Origin of the sequence: Candidatus Villigracilis affinis (assembly GCF_016705895.1) — a bacterium.
Lineage (GTDB): Bacteria > Chloroflexota > Anaerolineae > Anaerolineales > Villigracilaceae > Villigracilis > Villigracilis affinis.
In genome coordinates, this window is record NZ_JADJKT010000008.1 from 65,406 (window position 1) to 82,688 (window position 17,283).

General features: G+C 51.0%; 12 protein-coding genes and 1 pseudogene. 5 read left to right on the forward strand and 8 right to left on the reverse strand.

Going from position 1 to position 17,283, the window contains the following annotated elements:
- Positions 1-39 precede the first annotated feature (39 nt).
- A complete protein-coding gene (locus tag IPI86_RS05790; RefSeq protein WP_345297047.1) occupies positions 40-975 on the forward strand; it encodes a multidrug resistance efflux transporter family protein in 936 nt (311 codons plus the stop codon).
- Between the two features lie 34 nt (positions 976-1,009).
- On the opposite strand, the gene IPI86_RS05795 is transcribed toward IPI86_RS05790, so the two are convergent.
- The 3 genes from IPI86_RS05795 to IPI86_RS05805 form a co-directional block, all read right to left on the reverse strand.
- On the reverse strand, positions 1,010-2,176 hold the full coding sequence (locus IPI86_RS05795) for an FAD-dependent monooxygenase (protein WP_345297048.1): 1,167 nt from the start codon (positions 2,174-2,176) through the stop codon (positions 1,010-1,012).
- Positions 2,177-2,423: 247 nt separating this feature from the next.
- Positions 2,424-3,380, reverse strand: coding sequence for a c-type cytochrome (locus IPI86_RS05800; RefSeq protein ID WP_345297049.1), 957 nt, complete (start codon positions 3,378-3,380; stop codon positions 2,424-2,426).
- 110 nt (positions 3,381-3,490) lie between these two features.
- Positions 3,491-4,009, reverse strand: a complete 519-nt coding sequence (locus IPI86_RS05805; RefSeq protein WP_345297050.1) for a hypothetical protein — start codon at positions 4,007-4,009, stop codon at positions 3,491-3,493.
- Positions 4,010-4,153: 144 nt separating this feature from the next.
- Here IPI86_RS05805 and IPI86_RS05810 point away from each other — a divergent pair, with 144 nt between their 5' ends.
- Positions 4,154-6,214, forward strand: coding sequence for a sensor histidine kinase (locus tag IPI86_RS05810; RefSeq protein ID WP_345297051.1), 2,061 nt, complete (start codon positions 4,154-4,156; stop codon positions 6,212-6,214).
- 3 nt (positions 6,215-6,217) lie between these two features.
- Positions 6,218-6,881, forward strand: a pseudogene (locus tag IPI86_RS05815) (response regulator transcription factor).
- Positions 6,882-6,916: 35 nt separating this feature from the next.
- Here the strand turns inward: IPI86_RS05815 and IPI86_RS05820 are convergent.
- Positions 6,917-7,330: a DUF3052 family protein gene (locus IPI86_RS05820; protein ID WP_345297052.1), complete on the reverse strand. Its 414-nt coding sequence runs from the start codon at positions 7,328-7,330 to the stop codon at positions 6,917-6,919.
- Positions 7,330-7,926: an NAD(P)-binding domain-containing protein gene (locus IPI86_RS05825; protein ID WP_345297053.1), complete on the reverse strand. Its 597-nt coding sequence runs from the start codon at positions 7,924-7,926 to the stop codon at positions 7,330-7,332. The genes IPI86_RS05820 and IPI86_RS05825 overlap by 1 nt, the downstream gene beginning before the upstream one ends.
- Before the next feature lie 140 nt (positions 7,927-8,066).
- Between IPI86_RS05825 and recJ the strand changes: the two genes are divergently transcribed.
- Both recJ and IPI86_RS05835 read left to right on the forward strand, forming a co-directional pair.
- Positions 8,067-10,343 carry a single-stranded-DNA-specific exonuclease RecJ gene (recJ, locus tag IPI86_RS05830; RefSeq protein ID WP_345297054.1) on the forward strand — a complete coding sequence of 759 codons (2,277 nt, stop codon included), beginning with the start codon at positions 8,067-8,069 and terminating at the stop codon, positions 10,341-10,343.
- Positions 10,333-11,262, forward strand: a complete 930-nt coding sequence (locus IPI86_RS05835; RefSeq protein ID WP_345297055.1) for a hypothetical protein — start codon at positions 10,333-10,335, stop codon at positions 11,260-11,262. Before recJ ends, IPI86_RS05835 begins: the two co-directional genes overlap by 11 nt.
- 72 nt (positions 11,263-11,334) lie before the next feature.
- Here the strand turns inward: IPI86_RS05835 and IPI86_RS05840 are convergent, their stop codons facing one another.
- The 3 genes from IPI86_RS05840 to IPI86_RS05850 all read right to left on the reverse strand — a co-directional run bounded on the left by IPI86_RS05840 (position 11,335) and on the right by IPI86_RS05850 (position 17,267).
- Positions 11,335-13,533, reverse strand: coding sequence for an SUMF1/EgtB/PvdO family nonheme iron enzyme (locus IPI86_RS05840; protein WP_345297056.1), 2,199 nt, complete (start codon positions 13,531-13,533; stop codon positions 11,335-11,337).
- An 89-nt stretch (positions 13,534-13,622) separates the two neighbouring features.
- Positions 13,623-14,159, reverse strand: a complete 537-nt coding sequence (locus IPI86_RS05845; RefSeq protein ID WP_345297057.1) for a hypothetical protein — start codon at positions 14,157-14,159, stop codon at positions 13,623-13,625.
- 87 nt (positions 14,160-14,246) lie between these two features.
- On the reverse strand, positions 14,247-17,267 hold the full coding sequence (locus IPI86_RS05850; protein WP_345297058.1) for a TIR domain-containing protein: 3,021 nt from the start codon (positions 17,265-17,267) through the stop codon (positions 14,247-14,249).
- Positions 17,268-17,283 lie beyond the last annotated feature (16 nt).

Consider the following 17,283-nt stretch of genomic DNA (forward strand, 5'->3'; position numbering starts at 1 on the left):
ACCCAATGGGTCGCCCCTGCGATTATTGGTGAAAATCAAATGACACGACTAATCGCAATCGGCAGCCTTGCCGCTTTATTCTTCAGCAGCACCTTCGTCCTCAACCGCGCCATGAGCCTGCAAGGCGGCCACTGGGTGTGGACGTCAAGTCTGCGCTTCGGATTCATGCTGGTCTTTCTGGTTCTGCTGTTGCTCGTCACACAGGGCAAAAAAGCACTGATTGAAGTCAAAAATATTTTTCTAAAACACTGGCTCTTTTGGATTCTTTCAGGCAGCATCGGCTTCGGCGTTTTTTACTCGCTCATCACCTTTAGCTCGCAATACGCGGCAGGCTGGGTCGTTGCCACGACATGGCAGACCACCATCCTCGCCACGCCCATCGTGCTGATCTTCTTCGGGCGCAAAGTGCCCACCAAAGGCTTGATTTTCACGGGCATCATTTTCGTGGGCATCATCCTCGTCAACATCGAACATGCCGCGCTGACCAGCTTGCGCGAAGTGCTTTTCAGCGCGCTGCCCGTTTTGATCGCCGCCTTCGCCTACCCCATCGGCAATCAACTGGTTTGGGAGGCACGCACGGGTCACAGTTCGAGAATCCCAAAGATCGAAAATCCGATTCTGGATAACGGCTTCGCCCGCGTACTGCTTTTGACCCTCGGCTCGATTCCGTTTTGGATTGCGCTGATCCTGTTCACTTCTCCCCCTGCCCCCACCAGCGGACAGCTTCTCAGCACGGCGCTCGTCGCATTATTATCGGGCGTCATTGCCACAACCCTTTTTCTTTACGCCCGTCATCTCTGTCATCAACCCTACGAGATCGCCGCCGTCGACGCGACTCAATCCATGGAAGTGGTTTTCTCTTTGATCGGCGAAATCATTTTTCTAAGCGGCACAATTCCTGGTCCGCTTGGCATTGCGGGGGTCGCGCTCACCATCGTCGGCCTGATCGCTTACATGAGAGTTCAAGTTAATTGAAAAATCGGGTCACGCCTGAAACGTGACCCGATTTTTATTTCCAACTATCTTTCATCGTATCAAAACCCGCCGCACGCTGGAGATTTTTTTGCATCGCCCCCGCAGGTGTGATCTTCACCAAAAAATTCCGCAGCCTGCACAACAGCGGATTCCCAACCTGACCGCCTTTGCCGATCATCCACGACGTATTTGTGATCCACGCGGTGCGGGCATGACGCTCGCCCTCATATCGCCTCAAAGCGGACCTGTGATCTGCATCCTCTTTCAAAGAGCGACTCAGCACGTAAGCAGATTCAATTGCCATGCACGCACCCTGTCCCATGTTGGGAGTCGTCGGGTGGGCGGCATCGCCGAGCAGGGTCACCCGTCCCTGAGTCCAGGAGGCGAAAGGTGAGATGTCGTAGATATCGTTTTGCAAGATCATGTCTGCGGGAGTCAAATCCAATAGATGGTAAATCGGGTCATGCCAATCTTTGAATGCTCTCAAAAGGCTTGCCTTACGCTGGTCGCTCGTAGATTTCTCCCCAGCAGGCTGATTGGATGTGGCGAACCAGTAGACGCGGCTTTTGTCCACACGGACGATGCCAAAGCGAGCGCCCACACCCCAAGACTCAGAGGTGAGACCTAAAGCAGCCTCGTTCTCTGTTTCGACCACGCCGCGCCATGCGGTATAGCCCGAATAGCGCAATTGGATCTCGGGGAACATCTGCTTCCTCACCGCGGAATGAATGCCGTCTGCGCCGATGAGCAGGTCTGCCGAGTCGGTTTTGCCGTTGTCAAAATGAACGGAGACTTTGTTTTCATCCTGTTCGAACTTTACGAATCCAACATCAAGAGTCAGTGTGTTTGGCTTCAATGCGTTGATCAAAATATCATGTAACGCAGCACGATGGATGGCAACTACAGGTTCACCGTATTGCGCTTTCATTTCATCCATGTGCGCATCCTGGAGAATGTCACCATTCGCGGCGCGAATATAGGAGCGATTTACCTTCGAGCCTGCGTGAATGACTTGATCTGCCACCCCGAGAGCACGCAAGGTTTTGATGGCATTTGACCAAAGTGTCAGCCCCGCTCCTACTTCACCAAGCTTCTTCACCTTCTCATATACGTGGACGTCAAATCCATTCTGCTGCAGGGCAATGGCGGTACAAAGTCCGCCGATCCCGCCGCCGATGATAATAATTTTCTTTGCGGTCATTTGATACTCCTATTATCTGCACACTACAGCAGTATATCGTGACGACGAGTCCCTACCGATTGTACTTGTTGGCAAAGTAGATGAAGGGTAGGATAAACATTGGGCGGAGATACCCACTCAAAACGTTAGGATGACGCGCCCATGAAAGAAGATCAGATAAGAATCCCATTTTCGAGTCTCTTTTTTGTTTTTGGTTCCCAAGCTCATGCGACCTCAGGAACCAAAACATTTATGGGTCATACCTCTTCTACGGCAAGCCCGACAGGTAAAGGTAGATTGCTGTCAGTTCTTCATCATCCATGCGCCCAATGGATTTCCATGGCATTCTTGCTGGATCAATTTCATGGCCCAATGGATCAATACCCGTGCGCAGTGTGACGATGAACTGTTCCTGCGTCCAGCCTTTCACCAGTTTCAGGTTTGGACCAATGGGAGCCAACTGGTCTGTGCCTCCAAGTAGATTCTCGCCATGGCAATCTCTGCAATCCTGGTAGCTCAGGATGTATTCACCGTACTCAATTGTCGGGCCTTTAAGAGGCGCAGCGATCACGTCTGTAACTGGTGGCTGCCCTGCTGGCAGCATGCCTGCTCCCAGCATGATGAGTCCCAATAGACTAAGCCGGTCAGGCGGATCGAGAGTCTCATTGGCGGCAGGCGGTTGATTGCGCAGGTAGGCGATTACGGCCTGTAAATCTTCGTCGCTTAAGTTGCGCCCTCTGACATTCGACATAACGAAAAGCCAGTTCCCATCGCGGCCAACGCCATTGCGCATGGCACGGAAAATCTCACCATCTGACCAATCCTGTAGTGGACCAGCCGGGGTTAGATTGGGTGAAACAAAATTACCAAGGGGTATTGGGATGTCTAGACCAAGATCAACGCCGCCAGTCAGGGGTAATGCCTTGTTGAGCGAGTGACAGGAAGTGCAGAATGTGTTGGCGATATGTTCGCCGCGTTGAATTTGTTCCGGGGTCGCGGCCACGTTCAAGTCGGGGATGGGTGCGGTGCGTGGGGCATAGGCTTTGACCAGACCGATCACAGTCAATATGCTTAGCAGGCCAACGAGAACCGAGAGCAAGCCGCTCAGGATGGTGCCAGCCCATTTTGAAACGACATTCCCGGTTTTCCAGGATCGCCGGGCCAGCCAGCCGAATAAAACCGAAACTGCCACCATAACCAACAAAAAGAATATATTGATAAACATTTTTCCTCGCTTTTTTCAGTGATAAGAAATTAAATATGGATTCGGGTTATTCTACTCAAAGGATAGCGACCGATCCAAACGGAGTCAACTGACCTTCGACTACTATTTTTTTATTTTGCTTCTGTGGCAGATAAGGTTTGCCGCTTGTTAATAAACGTCACTCCAAAATACACCGCCGCATCGCAGACCAGCATCCCGATCACAGCAGGGACGAGTACCGCCCAACCTGATTCGCCGCCCGAGATAACGCTCCATGCAACCTTGCCTAGCGCGGCGAGATTGATAACCGCCACACCCCACCACCAGGATCGTTTCCAAAATGCCAATGCGAGGAAGTAGAAAAACGCGGGCACGGTGAGTGAAGCCAAAACTTTTGAAAGAGTCCAATCGCCGAGGATGTAATCCTTTTCGGATTGCAGGAACTGTTCCACGGCGGGGTCAACGGTTGCGGGTGCAGGGAACCAGAACATGCTGGTGAACAGGGCAATGACCGTGACGACGAGTCCCTGCCAGTTGCGTTTGTATGCAAAAAAGATGAAGGGCAGGATGAACATCGGGCGGATGTACCAGCTCAAAACGTTGTGATGACGCGCCCAGGCCCATGAGAGAAAGTCGGATAAGAATTCCATAGTTGTGTCTCCTTTTGTTTGATGATGTCCACAGGATACAACTCCTCCTTCCCGCTGACATCTGGGCAGGCTCACCAACCGCGCAGGAAATTTTCCCAAGGCAAACGGGAGTACATTCCCATCACTTTGGGAATAAAATAAAGTATGCTCCGCGACATGATCGCAGATCTTTCCGCCCCGCAACTTCCCGCCCGCTGGCAGCGCGCCGCGCAGGTTCTATGGATTTTGGTCACATTGCTGGCGCTGGCGTTCTTCATTTATGAAGTTAATCTTTCGTACAGTGAATTGCTTGATGCGCCTCTCAACCTGCAAAAAAACCTTGCCGACCATGGAATCAGCCTCCGCGTCTACGCCAACTACCTGACGGGGCTTCGCTCCATCTACATGCTCGTTCATCTTGTCATTGCGGGCATCATCATTTTCAAACGTCCCAATGAACGCATCGCTGTCTTCACTGCTTTCTTTCTCGTTATGCTCGGCACAACTTTTTGGCCCCTTGCCGAACGGGTTGCAGATCAGCCTGATTTCTGGCGCTTGCCGCGTGCGATTGCAAACCTGTTGATGTCGAGCAGTCTGTTGATCTTCTTCCTGATCTTCCCCGATGGGCGCTTCACCCCGCGCTGGACAAAACCCGTTGCCGTGGTCATGCTTGGTTTGTTGGTGATCGAAAATTTTTTCCCTGAAAGCAAGCTCAACCCGCAAAACAACTGGACAGTCGGTGCAACTCTTTCACTGATCACAATGGTCATCATGGTGTATGTGCCTGTGCATCGCTATCGCAGCATGTCCAACCCTGTCCTTCGTCAACAAACCAAATGGGTGGTGTATGGCATCTCTGCCGCCATCATCGGTTTCTTCATCGTCACGCTGCCCGCCTCCTTCGGCATCTCAATGGAAGAAGGCACAACCTACGGCTTGATCTCGATCACAGGCATGATGCTTTCCATCTTGTTCATTCCCATTTCCATCGGCATCGCCATCACGCGCTCCCGCCTGTGGGATATCGACCCCATCATCAACCGCACCCTCGTCTATGGCGCGCTCAGTTTCCTCACCATTCTTTTTTATGTTCTCACCGTCGGCGTGTTTGCGTTGTACTTCCGCAGCAACGAAACCAACCTCGTCATCTCTTTCATTGCCACTGGAGTCGTCGCCATTCTTTTTGAACCGCTGCGCCAGCGATTACAACGCGCCGTGAATCGACTCATGTATGGCGAACGCGATGATCCCGCCACAGTTCTCATCCGACTCAGCCAACGCCTCGACTCCGCGCTCGCGCCTGATTCCGTTTTGCAGACGATTGTCGAAACTCTCGCCCAAACCCTGCGCCTCCCGTACGCTGCCATTTCTTTATTGGATGAAGAGCCGCGCTTCGCATCCACCCGACAACTGCCTCCGTCCGAACTGATTCATCTCCCTCTGACATATCAGACCGAACGCGTCGGAGAGTTGATCCTCGCCCCGCGCGCCGCTGGCGAATCCTTCTCCACAGCAGATATGAAACTCATCAACATCATCGCCCAACAGGCAGGTGTCGCTGCCTACACCGTGCGCCTGAACAATGACCTGCAAAAATCCCGCGAAAGACTCGTCACCGCACAGGAAGAAGAACGCCGCCGCCTGCGCCGCGACCTGCACGATGGAGTCGGTCCCACGCTCGCCAGTCTCTCCCAGCGTATTGACACAGCCTCCGAGTTCGTCAAAAGCGACCCCGAGAAAAGTGTGCAGCTTCTCAAAGAGCTCAAAGGACAAGTCAAGGAAACGGTTTCTGAAATCCGCAGATTGGTCTACGCCCTTCGTCCGCCCGTGCTGGATGAGTTCGGACTGGTCTCTGCCATCCGTGAATATGTAGCTCAATACAGCGGACCCAACGGCATGACCATCACCTTCGATGTGACCGAGCCGCTCCCGTCCCTGCCCGCCGCTGTGGAAGTCGCTGCTTATCGCATTGCGCTGGAATCATTCACGAACATTATCAAACATGCCGAAGCCAGCGCCTGCCAGATAAAGATAAAGATCGAGAATAGATCCTTGTTGCTGGAAATATCGGATAATGGAAAAGGCTTATCCGCAGAAAGCCGCGCAGGAGTTGGGCGCACGTCCATGCACGAACGAGCCGCTGAACTCGGCGGCGAATGTGTCATTGAAAATATTCCAACGGGCGGAACGCGTGTCAGCGCACGGCTGCCGATTGGAAAGGAATAGACCATGCCGATCAAAGTATTAATTGCAGACGACCATGTCTTTTACCGTGAAGGCGTCCGCGCGTTGTTGGGTTCTGTCCACGAAATTGAAGTTGTCGGAGAAGCCAACGATGGCGAAGAAGCCATTGCTCAAGCCAAAGACTTCAAGCCGAACGTCATTCTCATGGACTTGAAAATGCCTGGCATGAACGGCATCGACGCCACACGGCGAATCCACGAAGCGCATCCGAACATTGGCGTGCTGGTCATCACCATGTTCGATGATGATGACTCTGTCTTCGCCGCGATGCGCGCAGGCGCGCGCGGGTACCTGCTCAAAGATGCGGATAAAGATGAGGTTGTCAGAGCAATCGTCGCCGTGGAAAGAGGCGAGGCGATCTTCAGTCCCGCCATTGCCCAGCGCATGATGCAATATTTTTCATCGTCACCGTCTGCCTTATCCAAAAAAAATCAACCCGACGAATTCGCCGAGTTGACCGAACGTGAGCTGGAAATTTTAGGATCTGATCGCGCAGGGACATAATAACTTGACGATCTCGAACAAGTTATCGCTGAGCATCAAGACCGTGCAAAACTATGTTTCAAGCATCCTCACCAAATTGCAGGTCGCAGACCGCTCGCAAGCGATCGTCCGCGCACGAGAGGCAGGGTTGGGAAAAGGAGACTAAACGCGTCGTCGAAAGCCATGATTTTCGTGAGAGAGTCACTTTCTTTCTGATTTTCGAATCATCAGCTTCAACCCCGACCATATTTCACTCACCGCACACACCTTGATATCCACAAACCCGAGAGGCAGCGCGATCTCGCGGATGACATCTTCGGTAATATCCGTCGGCACTTTGGATGATTTCTTCGGCCAGGAGACCCACACGAAACCATCCTGTTTCAGTTCCCTGCGCAATTTGGAAAGTGTCGCGTTCAAAAATGCACTTTCCGAAGCAAAGACATGCACCGCTTCATACGGTTCCTTCGCCTTCTCCACCAGAGACACCTCGCCAGATAATTCGCCCAGCCAAGAGCGATATTCCTTCGGCGCATTGATCGTCAAAAGCGTCAGCGAAGGCTTGAGGCCGAGTTTCTTTGCCAGCGGGATTCCAGAATAACCAACAGATGCCATTACTCCTCCAATAATTTGAATGCGATTCTGCGTCCGCGGCCTTGGGCGAGTGCAAGGGCAAACCACATGCGGGTCATGCCATCCAGCACGGCGGCGAGGTCGAGGTCGCCGATGTAGATCGGGCGCAGACCAATATCCGCGATCAGTTGGTCGGTCACCGTACGCGAATCAACGTGACCGCAGTAGAACAGGTCAATCTGCACACCGTTGATCAGTGGCACTTCGAAATTCTCCCATCCCAAAGCGTTGAATGCCCGAATCAATTTTGCTTCGGGTGCCTTTTCCTTCAAGACGGTCAGGCTGTTCATATAAGTGTTGCGGATGCTGTTGGTCGAGTCGATCACGATTTTCCCCGCCAAACTTGCACCGTGCTGCTCGGCAAAATCTGCCACCGCGCCGCCAGGCATGGACAGTAGAACGACATCGGTCCCGTCAAGCGCTTCAACAACCGATGCGACTTTCCCTACCGCGCGCAACGAGTCAAACTTTGAGTCGACGGGGTTTCGTACCCCAAAACGGACTTCATGCCCAGCCAGTGCCCATTTTCTTCCGAGTGTGCCGCCGATGTTTCCCGCGCCGATAATTGCGATTTTCATTTTCATTTCCTCTCATCGTGAAAGAGATGTATCAGAATGATAACGCATGATGAAAAAACCGACATGCGCCACAAGTAAGGGGCTGCTTGCAAATTGAAAAAGGCACACAAAATCATGACAAGCGATAAAATCACTTCACCATGACATCACGCTGGCTTGACCCACAACCTGTCAACACCGATTCGCTCCATGCTTTGGGCCTGCCCCCGCTCGTCGCGCAGACTTTGCTCCGACGCGGGATCAGTTCTCCCGTAGAAGCGGAAGCGTTTCTTCATCCCAATGCGACTCCACCTGCGGCCTTTCCAGATATCGAAAAAGCAGTCGAAGCGATTTCAGTGGCTATACGCAAAAACGACTTGATTTGTGTGTGGGGTGATTTTGATGTGGATGGGCAGACCTCCACCGCCCTGCTGGTGCAAACCCTGCAAATTTTGAAAGCGAATGTGATCTATTACATTCCGATCCGCGGCAAGGAAAGCCACGGCGTGCACATCGAAAGCCTCAAGCCGATCCTCGATAACGGCGCGAAGTTGCTGCTCACTTGCGATACGGGCATCACCGCGCATGAAGCGATTGAGTATGCCAACTCGCGCGGCGTGGATGTGGTCGTGACCGACCATCACGATCTGGGTGAGACATTACCAAATGCAAAAGCGATCATCAACCCGAAACTGCTGCCAGAGAATCATCCGCTGAAAAATCTCGCGGGCGTGGGCGTGGCATACAAACTTGCCGAAGCGTTCCTTGCTGAAAATCATCCATCTGAACTCGCCAATCTGCTTGACCTTGTAGCCCTCGGCCTCATCGCAGATGTAGCGTTGCTTAAAGGTGAAACGCGCGCACTTGCACAAAAAGGAATTGAGGCCTTACGAAAAACAAATCGTTTGGGGTTGAAGGTCATTGCCGAACTTTCGGGCACCGCACTCGAAACGCTGACCGAAGAAACCATCGGCTTTACGTTTGCTCCGCGCTTGAATGCGTTGGGGCGTTTGGGCGATGCCAACCCTGCAGTTGAATTGCTGCTCACGCAAGACCCGCCGCGCGCGCGCGTGCTGGCCGCACAGATCGAAGGTCTCAACGCACAACGGCGCTTGTTGACGAGTCAGGTGTACGAAGCGGCGGAAGCAAAATTGCGCGAAGCCCCCGACCTGCTGACCGAGCCTGCCATTGTGTTGTCGCATCCTGGCTGGCCTGGCGGCGTGGTGGGCATCGTGGCCAATCGTCTTGTGGATCGTTATCACAAACCTGCATTGCTCCTGACCGAAACAGAAGACGGCATCGTGCGCGGCTCGGCCCGCTCGGTGGAAGGCCTGCACATCACCGAAGCCATTGCCACGCAAAAAGACCTGCTGCTCGGTTTCGGCGGTCATCCGATGGCGGCGGGCCTTTCGATGCCATTGGATAAACTTGCAGACTTTCGGCGGGGACTCGGCAAAGCGATTGAGAGGCAACTGGGAGAGATCGTCTTTGACGAACCAACGCTTCAACTCGACGCCTGGCTTGATCTGGCAGAAATCAACATTTCTCTCGCCGACGCATTGGAAATGCTCGCCCCGTTTGGCGCAGGGAATCCAGCGTTGACTTTGGCAACACGCGGCGTGACCTTGAAATCCGTTTCAACCATCGGCAAAACCAAAGAACATCTGCGCCTGACCATCGAAGATGAAACAGGAAAAACACAAAGCATTTTGTGGTGGGGCGGCGCGGGTGAGGAAATGCCGCCCACTGATAATAAATTTGACGTTGCCTATTCCCTGCGCGCCTCCACATTCCGTGGGCAGAAGCAGGTCACGTTACAGTTCGAAGAGTTTCGCGTGGTGGAAGAAAAACCCATCGAAGCGCGAAAATCCAAAGTTGAGATCCGAGACATGCGCTTGCAGCCATCCCTGCTCAATTTGCAACCATCCACATTGATCTGGGCTGAAGGGGCTGACAGAGCCGTTGGCATGCCGCGCTTCGAACTGCGCCCCGCCGATGAACTCTCGATCTACACCACACCCGCCTCCCCCGCTGATTTGCGCAAGGCGTTGGGCATCGTCAAGCCGAAAATCGTTTACGTGTTTGCCATTCCACCCGCCGAAGAAAAGCCAGAGGAATTTCTGACCCACCTTGCAGGTCTGTGCAAATTCACGCTCAATCAACGCCGCGGTAAAGTGACCGTACGCGAACTGGCCGCGGCAATGGCGACCCGTGAAAGTGCCATTCAAATCGGTCTGGAGTGGATGTCGGCGGGAGGTCAACTCTCGGTGGAATTTGACGAAGACCAGATCGTCCTGTCTGCTGAAAAGCAGGAGAAGAATCCGTATCTGCAAGCGGAATTGTTCGTTGCATTGAAAGGCATACTCAACGAAACCGCCGCCTATCGAAAATACTTTGCAAGTGCCGACCTGAAAACCCTTTTGTCCTATGAACCCTGAAATCATTTCCTGGCTACTCGAAGGCGACCCATCCATCCGCTGGCAGGTACAGCGCGATCTATTACACGCATCTCCAAAAAAATATGAAGCCGAGCAAAAAAGAATCGCAAAGGAAGGCTGGGGCGCGCGATTGCTTGCCCTGCAAGATCCCAGCGGAACCTGGGCTGGCGGACTCTATGGCCCTAAATGGATATCCACCACGTACACGATGCTAACCCTGCGCCTGCTTGGCCTTTCGCCGAATCATCCGCAGGCAAAACGGGCCTGCAAGATATTTCTCGATGAAGGCTATTACACAGACGGGGGCATCAATTTCTTTTCATACTCATGGAAATACAGCGAAACCTGCGTCACCAGCATGATCCTCGCCCTGCTGACTTATTTCCGTTCCCCTGATAAACGCATTCACGACATCGCTTCATACGTGATCGGAGAGCAAATGCCCGACGGCGGCTGGAATTGCGAATCGCGTAAGGGTGCAACTCACTCGTCATTTCACACTACGATCTCCGCGCTGGAAGGATTGTTCGAATACGAATGTCTTTTTCCCGAAAAGAAAAAAATCGTTGGCAAAGTCCGCGCGCGTGGACATGAATTCCTGCTCATGCATCGGCTGTACAAATCACACCGCACAGGCAAGGTCTTCGATGCGAAAATGACCACCATGCCCTTCCCGCCGCGCTGGAAATATGACTTTATCCGCGCGCTGGATTATTTCCGCAGTTGCGATGCTCCGCGTGATGAGCGCATGTCTGATGCCATTGAATTATTGAAAAGCAAACAAAAGAAAGACGGCACCTGGCCGATGAACAGCGGCATGTCTGGATTAAAATATTTTGACCTTGAAAAAGCTGGTCAACCCAGCAGGTGGAATACACTTAGGGCGATACGGATTTTGAATTGGTGGGATAAAAAATAAGGATAAAACCAGCCCATTGCCATCCGTGAGTATGTAGCAGGATCAGGTTATCTCGTTCGTAGGTAAGCGCACTCACGGAATATCGCGGGCGCAGCGGAAGCCGATGCTATCGATGGCGGTTCCCGGAGTAATTCCGAGCCGATTTGTGTTCTGTCCACTGCCGCTACCGTCCGCCCACAACCCTCCCCTCAACACCCGATCATCAGAAAGGGTCGAACTCTCACGGCCATCACCCGCATCATATGGGTATGGATCAAATGAACTATTAACCCATTCCCAGATGATTCCTACAGTATTGTGGTTGGCTCTTCTTTTCATACCAGCGTGAGCTGCTTTTTCCCACTCGGCTTCGGTTGGCAATCTTCCATCTAGCCATTCACAGAAAGTTCGCGCATCATACCAATTGATATCCGTCACTGGATACAGCTCGTTCTTTTGAATGTCATAGGTCAGATTTGTCGGCGCTCCACAAACACCAGCCAGCACACATTGAATATACTGACGATTTGTAACTTCATAGCGAGCTATTTCAAAGGCCTCTACAGACACAGTATGTATAGGCTTCTCCGAATCCCGACCATTTTCACTCCCCATCTGAAACTCCCCAGTAGAGATGGTTACCCAATAATCTTCCATGTCCACAGGCTGATAAATCAAGCGATTGAGTTTACCGGTCATTGCCAGAGAGATGGTCACTAATAGCATGATACCTACGAAAGCTATAACACCCCACTGCAGACGTCTTCGCGTTCTTGTATTTTGGCTCGCCTTTAAGAACTCACTCTCCAGTGGGCTGAGTTGATGTTTATTTTCCTTCACCCATCCTTGTATTCGGTTCAACCGTGCCGCACTGTACAGTTCGCTTGGATCTCGCCTGCGGTGCTCCCATTCTTGTGACCTTTCGGTCAGGTGACGGTGCAGCCTCAAATTCTCACGATCTTCGTCCAGCCAATTACGCAGGGTTTTCCACTCGCGGATCAAAGCTTCATGAGCCACATCAACGCCGTCATGTTCTGTTGTGACTAAACGCGCATCGGTAAGAGTTTTGAGTACTTTTGAGATGGTATCAGGATTATCAACAATGCGAGCGAGTTCATCCATCTTGACTCGACGGCGGGTATCTTGTTCTCCATCTCCCAGCTCAGTCAGGCGTAAAAATATTCCACGTGCAATAAATTGTTCCGCAGGAGTTAAATGATCATATATCCTTTCGGCAGTTTGGGTGATAGCCTTCTTTACTCCGCCTGCATCGGCATAGCCCGCCAACGTCAACATACGCCCATGTCTTCGTTTCCATGTTTCAAGAAGAGCATGGGAAAGCAATGGCAACGCACCGGGTTCCATGCCAACATCTCTCAAAATTAAATCCACCAACGCCGGTTCAAATGCCCACCCATTCTTTTCAGCAGGCTGAACAATCGCCTCGCGCAATTCTTCAGAATTCATAGCACCAACATTCGCCTGGTGTTTCTCCAAAGCCAGGCGCAAACCTTCATGTTCAAAGCAGTAATGATAAAAATCCGCACGGATGGTCAACACTACGCGGGCCACCCCATCTTCTTCCGCAAGTGACAGTAAATTCTCAATAAACGACTTACGTTCAAGATAATCCTTGCACAGCGTAAAAGCTTCTTCAAATTGATCAACAATTAATAGCATATTCGTATTCCCTAAACTGCTCACGAGTTTGCGGACATACAGCCGTAAACTGCGAGAATCTTTTTGCATATCATCCATTAACATGGATGTCGCAGTTACAGATTCTGATTCGCGCGTCAGGCTCGCGGCGAGACTTTCCAGCGGATGCGCCGTCGGCGTGAGCACATGCACACTTCCCGACGACCCCTTGCCTGCTTCATCGATCCCAGCCTTCCACGCAGGGACAATTCCCGCTCGCACAATGGACGACTTTCCGCTCCCCGATGCCCCTACAATCGCAAGAAACGATTCTTTTTCAAGCCGCCCCACAAGTTCACGAGTCAACGTATCTCGCCCATAGAACAGATTCGCATCTGTCGTATCAAAATAGCGCAGCCCCATATACGGCGGTTCGCCCTCCACGGGCTCTTCACTTTTCGTTTCAGGCTTGAGAATACCCAGCGCTTCTGCTGTCAGCTCAACTTTATTTCCACTCCCAATGATAACCACCGAACGGTTTACATCCCCACCGATCGAAATTTCCCCGCTGGCAAGCGCCTGCTTGAGCATTTCGATTTCCTTTTTCGTCGCTTTTCCGTTTAAAAGCTTTTGAAGCGCCTTGACCTTGTCCATTGTTGGCTCCGAAGGGGAAATTACCAAACCCCATAGTGAATTACGAACTCATGAGATTATAGTCCATGGCTTCAAGCAAAAATAGAGCGTCATGCATCATAATCAATAAAATCATCCACCCCAAACAAATCTTCATAGCGGACCAGCAGCACCGCGGTCTTGCTCAAAAATTCCTGTTCTGCTGTTGTGTGCCCGCCTTTATTTGCTTCCAACTCTTCTTTGTAAGCGATCACCCGCTCACGAAAGCTGACCGCCGTTGATGCGGGGAGAAGCGGCTCAATTTCGCGGATCAGGCTCAGGGTATCTTGAACGACCGTCATTGCATCGGGGAACGAAATATCCTCATCCAGTAGCTGTTTGAATACTTTGCATCTATACGTCTTGCAGCTGCGCGGATAGTGCGGCGAGGTGTAGACCGTGCAAACCCCATCCCAAAGCGGACAGGGCTGCGTAAATCCGCGCTGACGCGGGTCATCGCGGATCACAGTCACACCGAGGGATTGCACGGGGTCCAGTTCAGGAGCATTGAGCCGCACCCAGGAAAAAAGATGGCCCGAGCAGCACAGTCCACAGGCTTTGCAGAGGAGGTTGGCTGGAGATTCGTTTTCACTCACAGGATGATTCATGACGGGAATCATATCCCAGCAGGCAGGAACTGGCAATCACGGCTCAATCGGCAGGTTGGGACAGACTGCCTGATATGGAAATTACGATTATGTCGCCATTGCCCTGCGACCTCGCACCTTGTACCAAAGCCAAACGAAAAATTTATAGACATATTTCACCACCAAGTACACGATCCCCAATAACACTAGTGTACTGAACAACATCATCGCCCGCCCATCCCATGTGGTGAGTAGTCTTTTTACGATTTCAAGAATACCCTCAAAGTTTGAAGAGCTCGGATCCACCAACAAAGCACCTATGATTGAAGTCATCGCCAGAAAATAAGAAAGTTTCCTAACCACCGTGACAACTGGTTTAGGAAACCCCAAACTAATCAAACCGTTTTCTGCCATATCCAGCCAACTGCTCACGCTGTAATCACTTGGATTATATAAATCAGGGCAAGCAGGCTGGTAAACATAAAGAATACCTTGCGTGTCTAGCCACTCGTCAATAGTCATATTCCGAAATAGGTTACTACATATATCTCCGCCAAGCAGGTCTGCTCTGGTAATCTTGATTGTATTATCAGTCGAACTGGAAATCAGCCGCCCATCAGGTGACCAAAACACGCTCTTTATGAAGTCTTTGTGCCCTTTTAATATTTGAGAAGGTTGGCTTGTTTTCAGATCCCAAATGACAATTGTGTTGTCGTGCGAACCAGAAGCCAGTCGTCCATCAGATGACCAATCTACACTGACTACATAATCTGTATGCCCTTTTAAAACCTGCACAGGCTGGCCTGTTTCTAAATTCCAAATAATTACTGTTTGATCATTAGAGCCAGAAGCTAACCTTCCATCTGGTGCCCAATCTACGCTTGTTACAGCATCTGTATGCCCATTAAGCATTCGGACAGGATTGCCTGTTTTTTGATCCCAGACAATCACTGTTCCATCAGATGAACCAGAGGCTAATTGCCCATCAAACGACCAATCCACACTAAAAACAGCACCTGCATATCCTGTTAATATTCGACTTGGCTTTCCAGTTTTCAAATCCCAGATAACTACTGTATCATCCCATGACCCCGAGGCTAGTTTTCCATCTGGAGACCAAGAAACACTTATAACTCCATCTGTATGCCCTTTTAAAGTTTGCGCAGGTTGACCTGTTTTCAAATCCCAGATAATTATAGTTCTATCAGCTGAGCCTGACACCAAACGTCCATCGGTAGACCAATCTACACTTGTTACAGCATCTGTATGCCCCTTCAGAATTTGCGCTGGTTTGCCTGTTTGAGTGTCCCAGATGATTACTGTGCCATCATCCGACCCTGAAGCCAAACGTCCATCCCTGAACATTTTGGGACTATCAAGATAGGCTGTTAACCCATTCAGCGTCTGAGAAAACTGCTGAATACTCAAATCCCAAATAATTACTGTGCTATCCCGTGAACCAGAAGCCAAGTTTCCATCTGGAGACCCCGCCAAACTCACGATCGAGTTGGTGTGCCCTTTTAGGGCTTGGTCAGATTTACCCGTAACAGGATCCCAAATTTTTATTACCCCGTCCCGTGAGCCTAAAGATATTTTTCCATCCAAAGACCAAGCCATACTATAAACGAAACTATCATTTTTAAAGGTCTTGGCTGGCTGATTATTTTCAAGATTCCAAATAATCACAGTGTTATCACCGGAACCCGAAGCCAGCTGTCCAACAGACGACCAACCTACACTATTTACAACCTGTGTGTGACCTTTTAGGGTTTGAGCAGGCTTACTTGCTTTTAAGTCCCAAATAATTACAAGTTTATCCCACGATCCAGACGCTAATTTCCCATCAGGCGACCAAGCGACACTGGTAATTTCATTTGTATGACCATGTAGAATTTGAGCAGGTTTACCAGTCTCTAGATTCCAGATAATTACAGTGTCATCGTTGGACCCAGAGGCTAGCTGACCATCCGGCGACCATGCCACGCTTGATACATAAGTAGAGTAGTAATGTAAAATTTGCAATGGTTTATTTGTGCCGAGATTCCAAATAATGATTCTTCCATCGTCTAGCCCAGTAGCAAGCTGTCCCTCTGAAGACCATGCCACGCTTGTAACACTAGGCAAAACATCAGGAATGGTGTTCGCAGTGTATTCTTCTCTCAAAGTTTGAATAGGGCTTCCTGTTTTGACATCCCAAATGATGACTGAACCATCCCAAGAACCTGACGCTAAACGCCCATCTGCCGACCACGCAACGCTTGTAACCCAACTCAGATGCCCATGTAGTGCCTTCCCCAATGCAAAATTCTTATAAGGTAGTTGACCCAAGACAGTTTTTGCTGTGTCGTTTTCATGGATTTGACTGGATTGATATGCGTACAGCATAGCTACGTTGTAGTTCTCTTCCGCTAACGCGGCTTGTGCTTTGGCTCCCAGCGTCTGAGCACGTGCAGTGTTGAGTTGCGTCAATGTCAACACCACCAGCGCCGTCATCACCACTGCACTGACAATGGAAATCATTGTGATAGTCCGTCGCTGCCTATCCCAAGACTGGCGGCTCTTGAACACATATTCCCGCTGCAAGTCGGTGGGGTATGGCTCTTTCGATGTATTCGTCGCGAGCTGAAATTCGGCATCCTGCAAATCCTTGCCGCGCAGGAGGAAACTATTTTCCTTGTTATTCCGCTCCCACTCCAACGCCTTGACCTGCAAGCGGCGGTGACTCTGCACCCATTCGTAATCCGTATGGATGCCTTCCAGTAGTTTCTTGAGCGATGTGCCAAAGTCATCGCTCTCACGGAAGGAGATCCAGTTCAAATGTCCAAGCTGCTTCGGCGCTTCGTCCTCTTTGATATCACGCACCACCAGCGGAATCAGTCGCTTGCCGTTTTTTACTGCGTGGTCAATTTCCTGTCCGCACACTTTTGAGACAGCCGAATCAGGGCTGATCAGGAAGATAAAGACATCCGCTTCCTCAATACCTTTCTCCACTTCCCGCCACCAATCCACAGTCGGCGGGATGCCTTCCCAGTCCACCCAAAAATCGAGGTCAGTCTTTTGCAACTCGCTGGTGAGCTTCTTCGCAAAGTCAATGTCCTTGCGCGAATATGAAATGAAGACTTTTGCCATGATGTGTTCCCTCCGC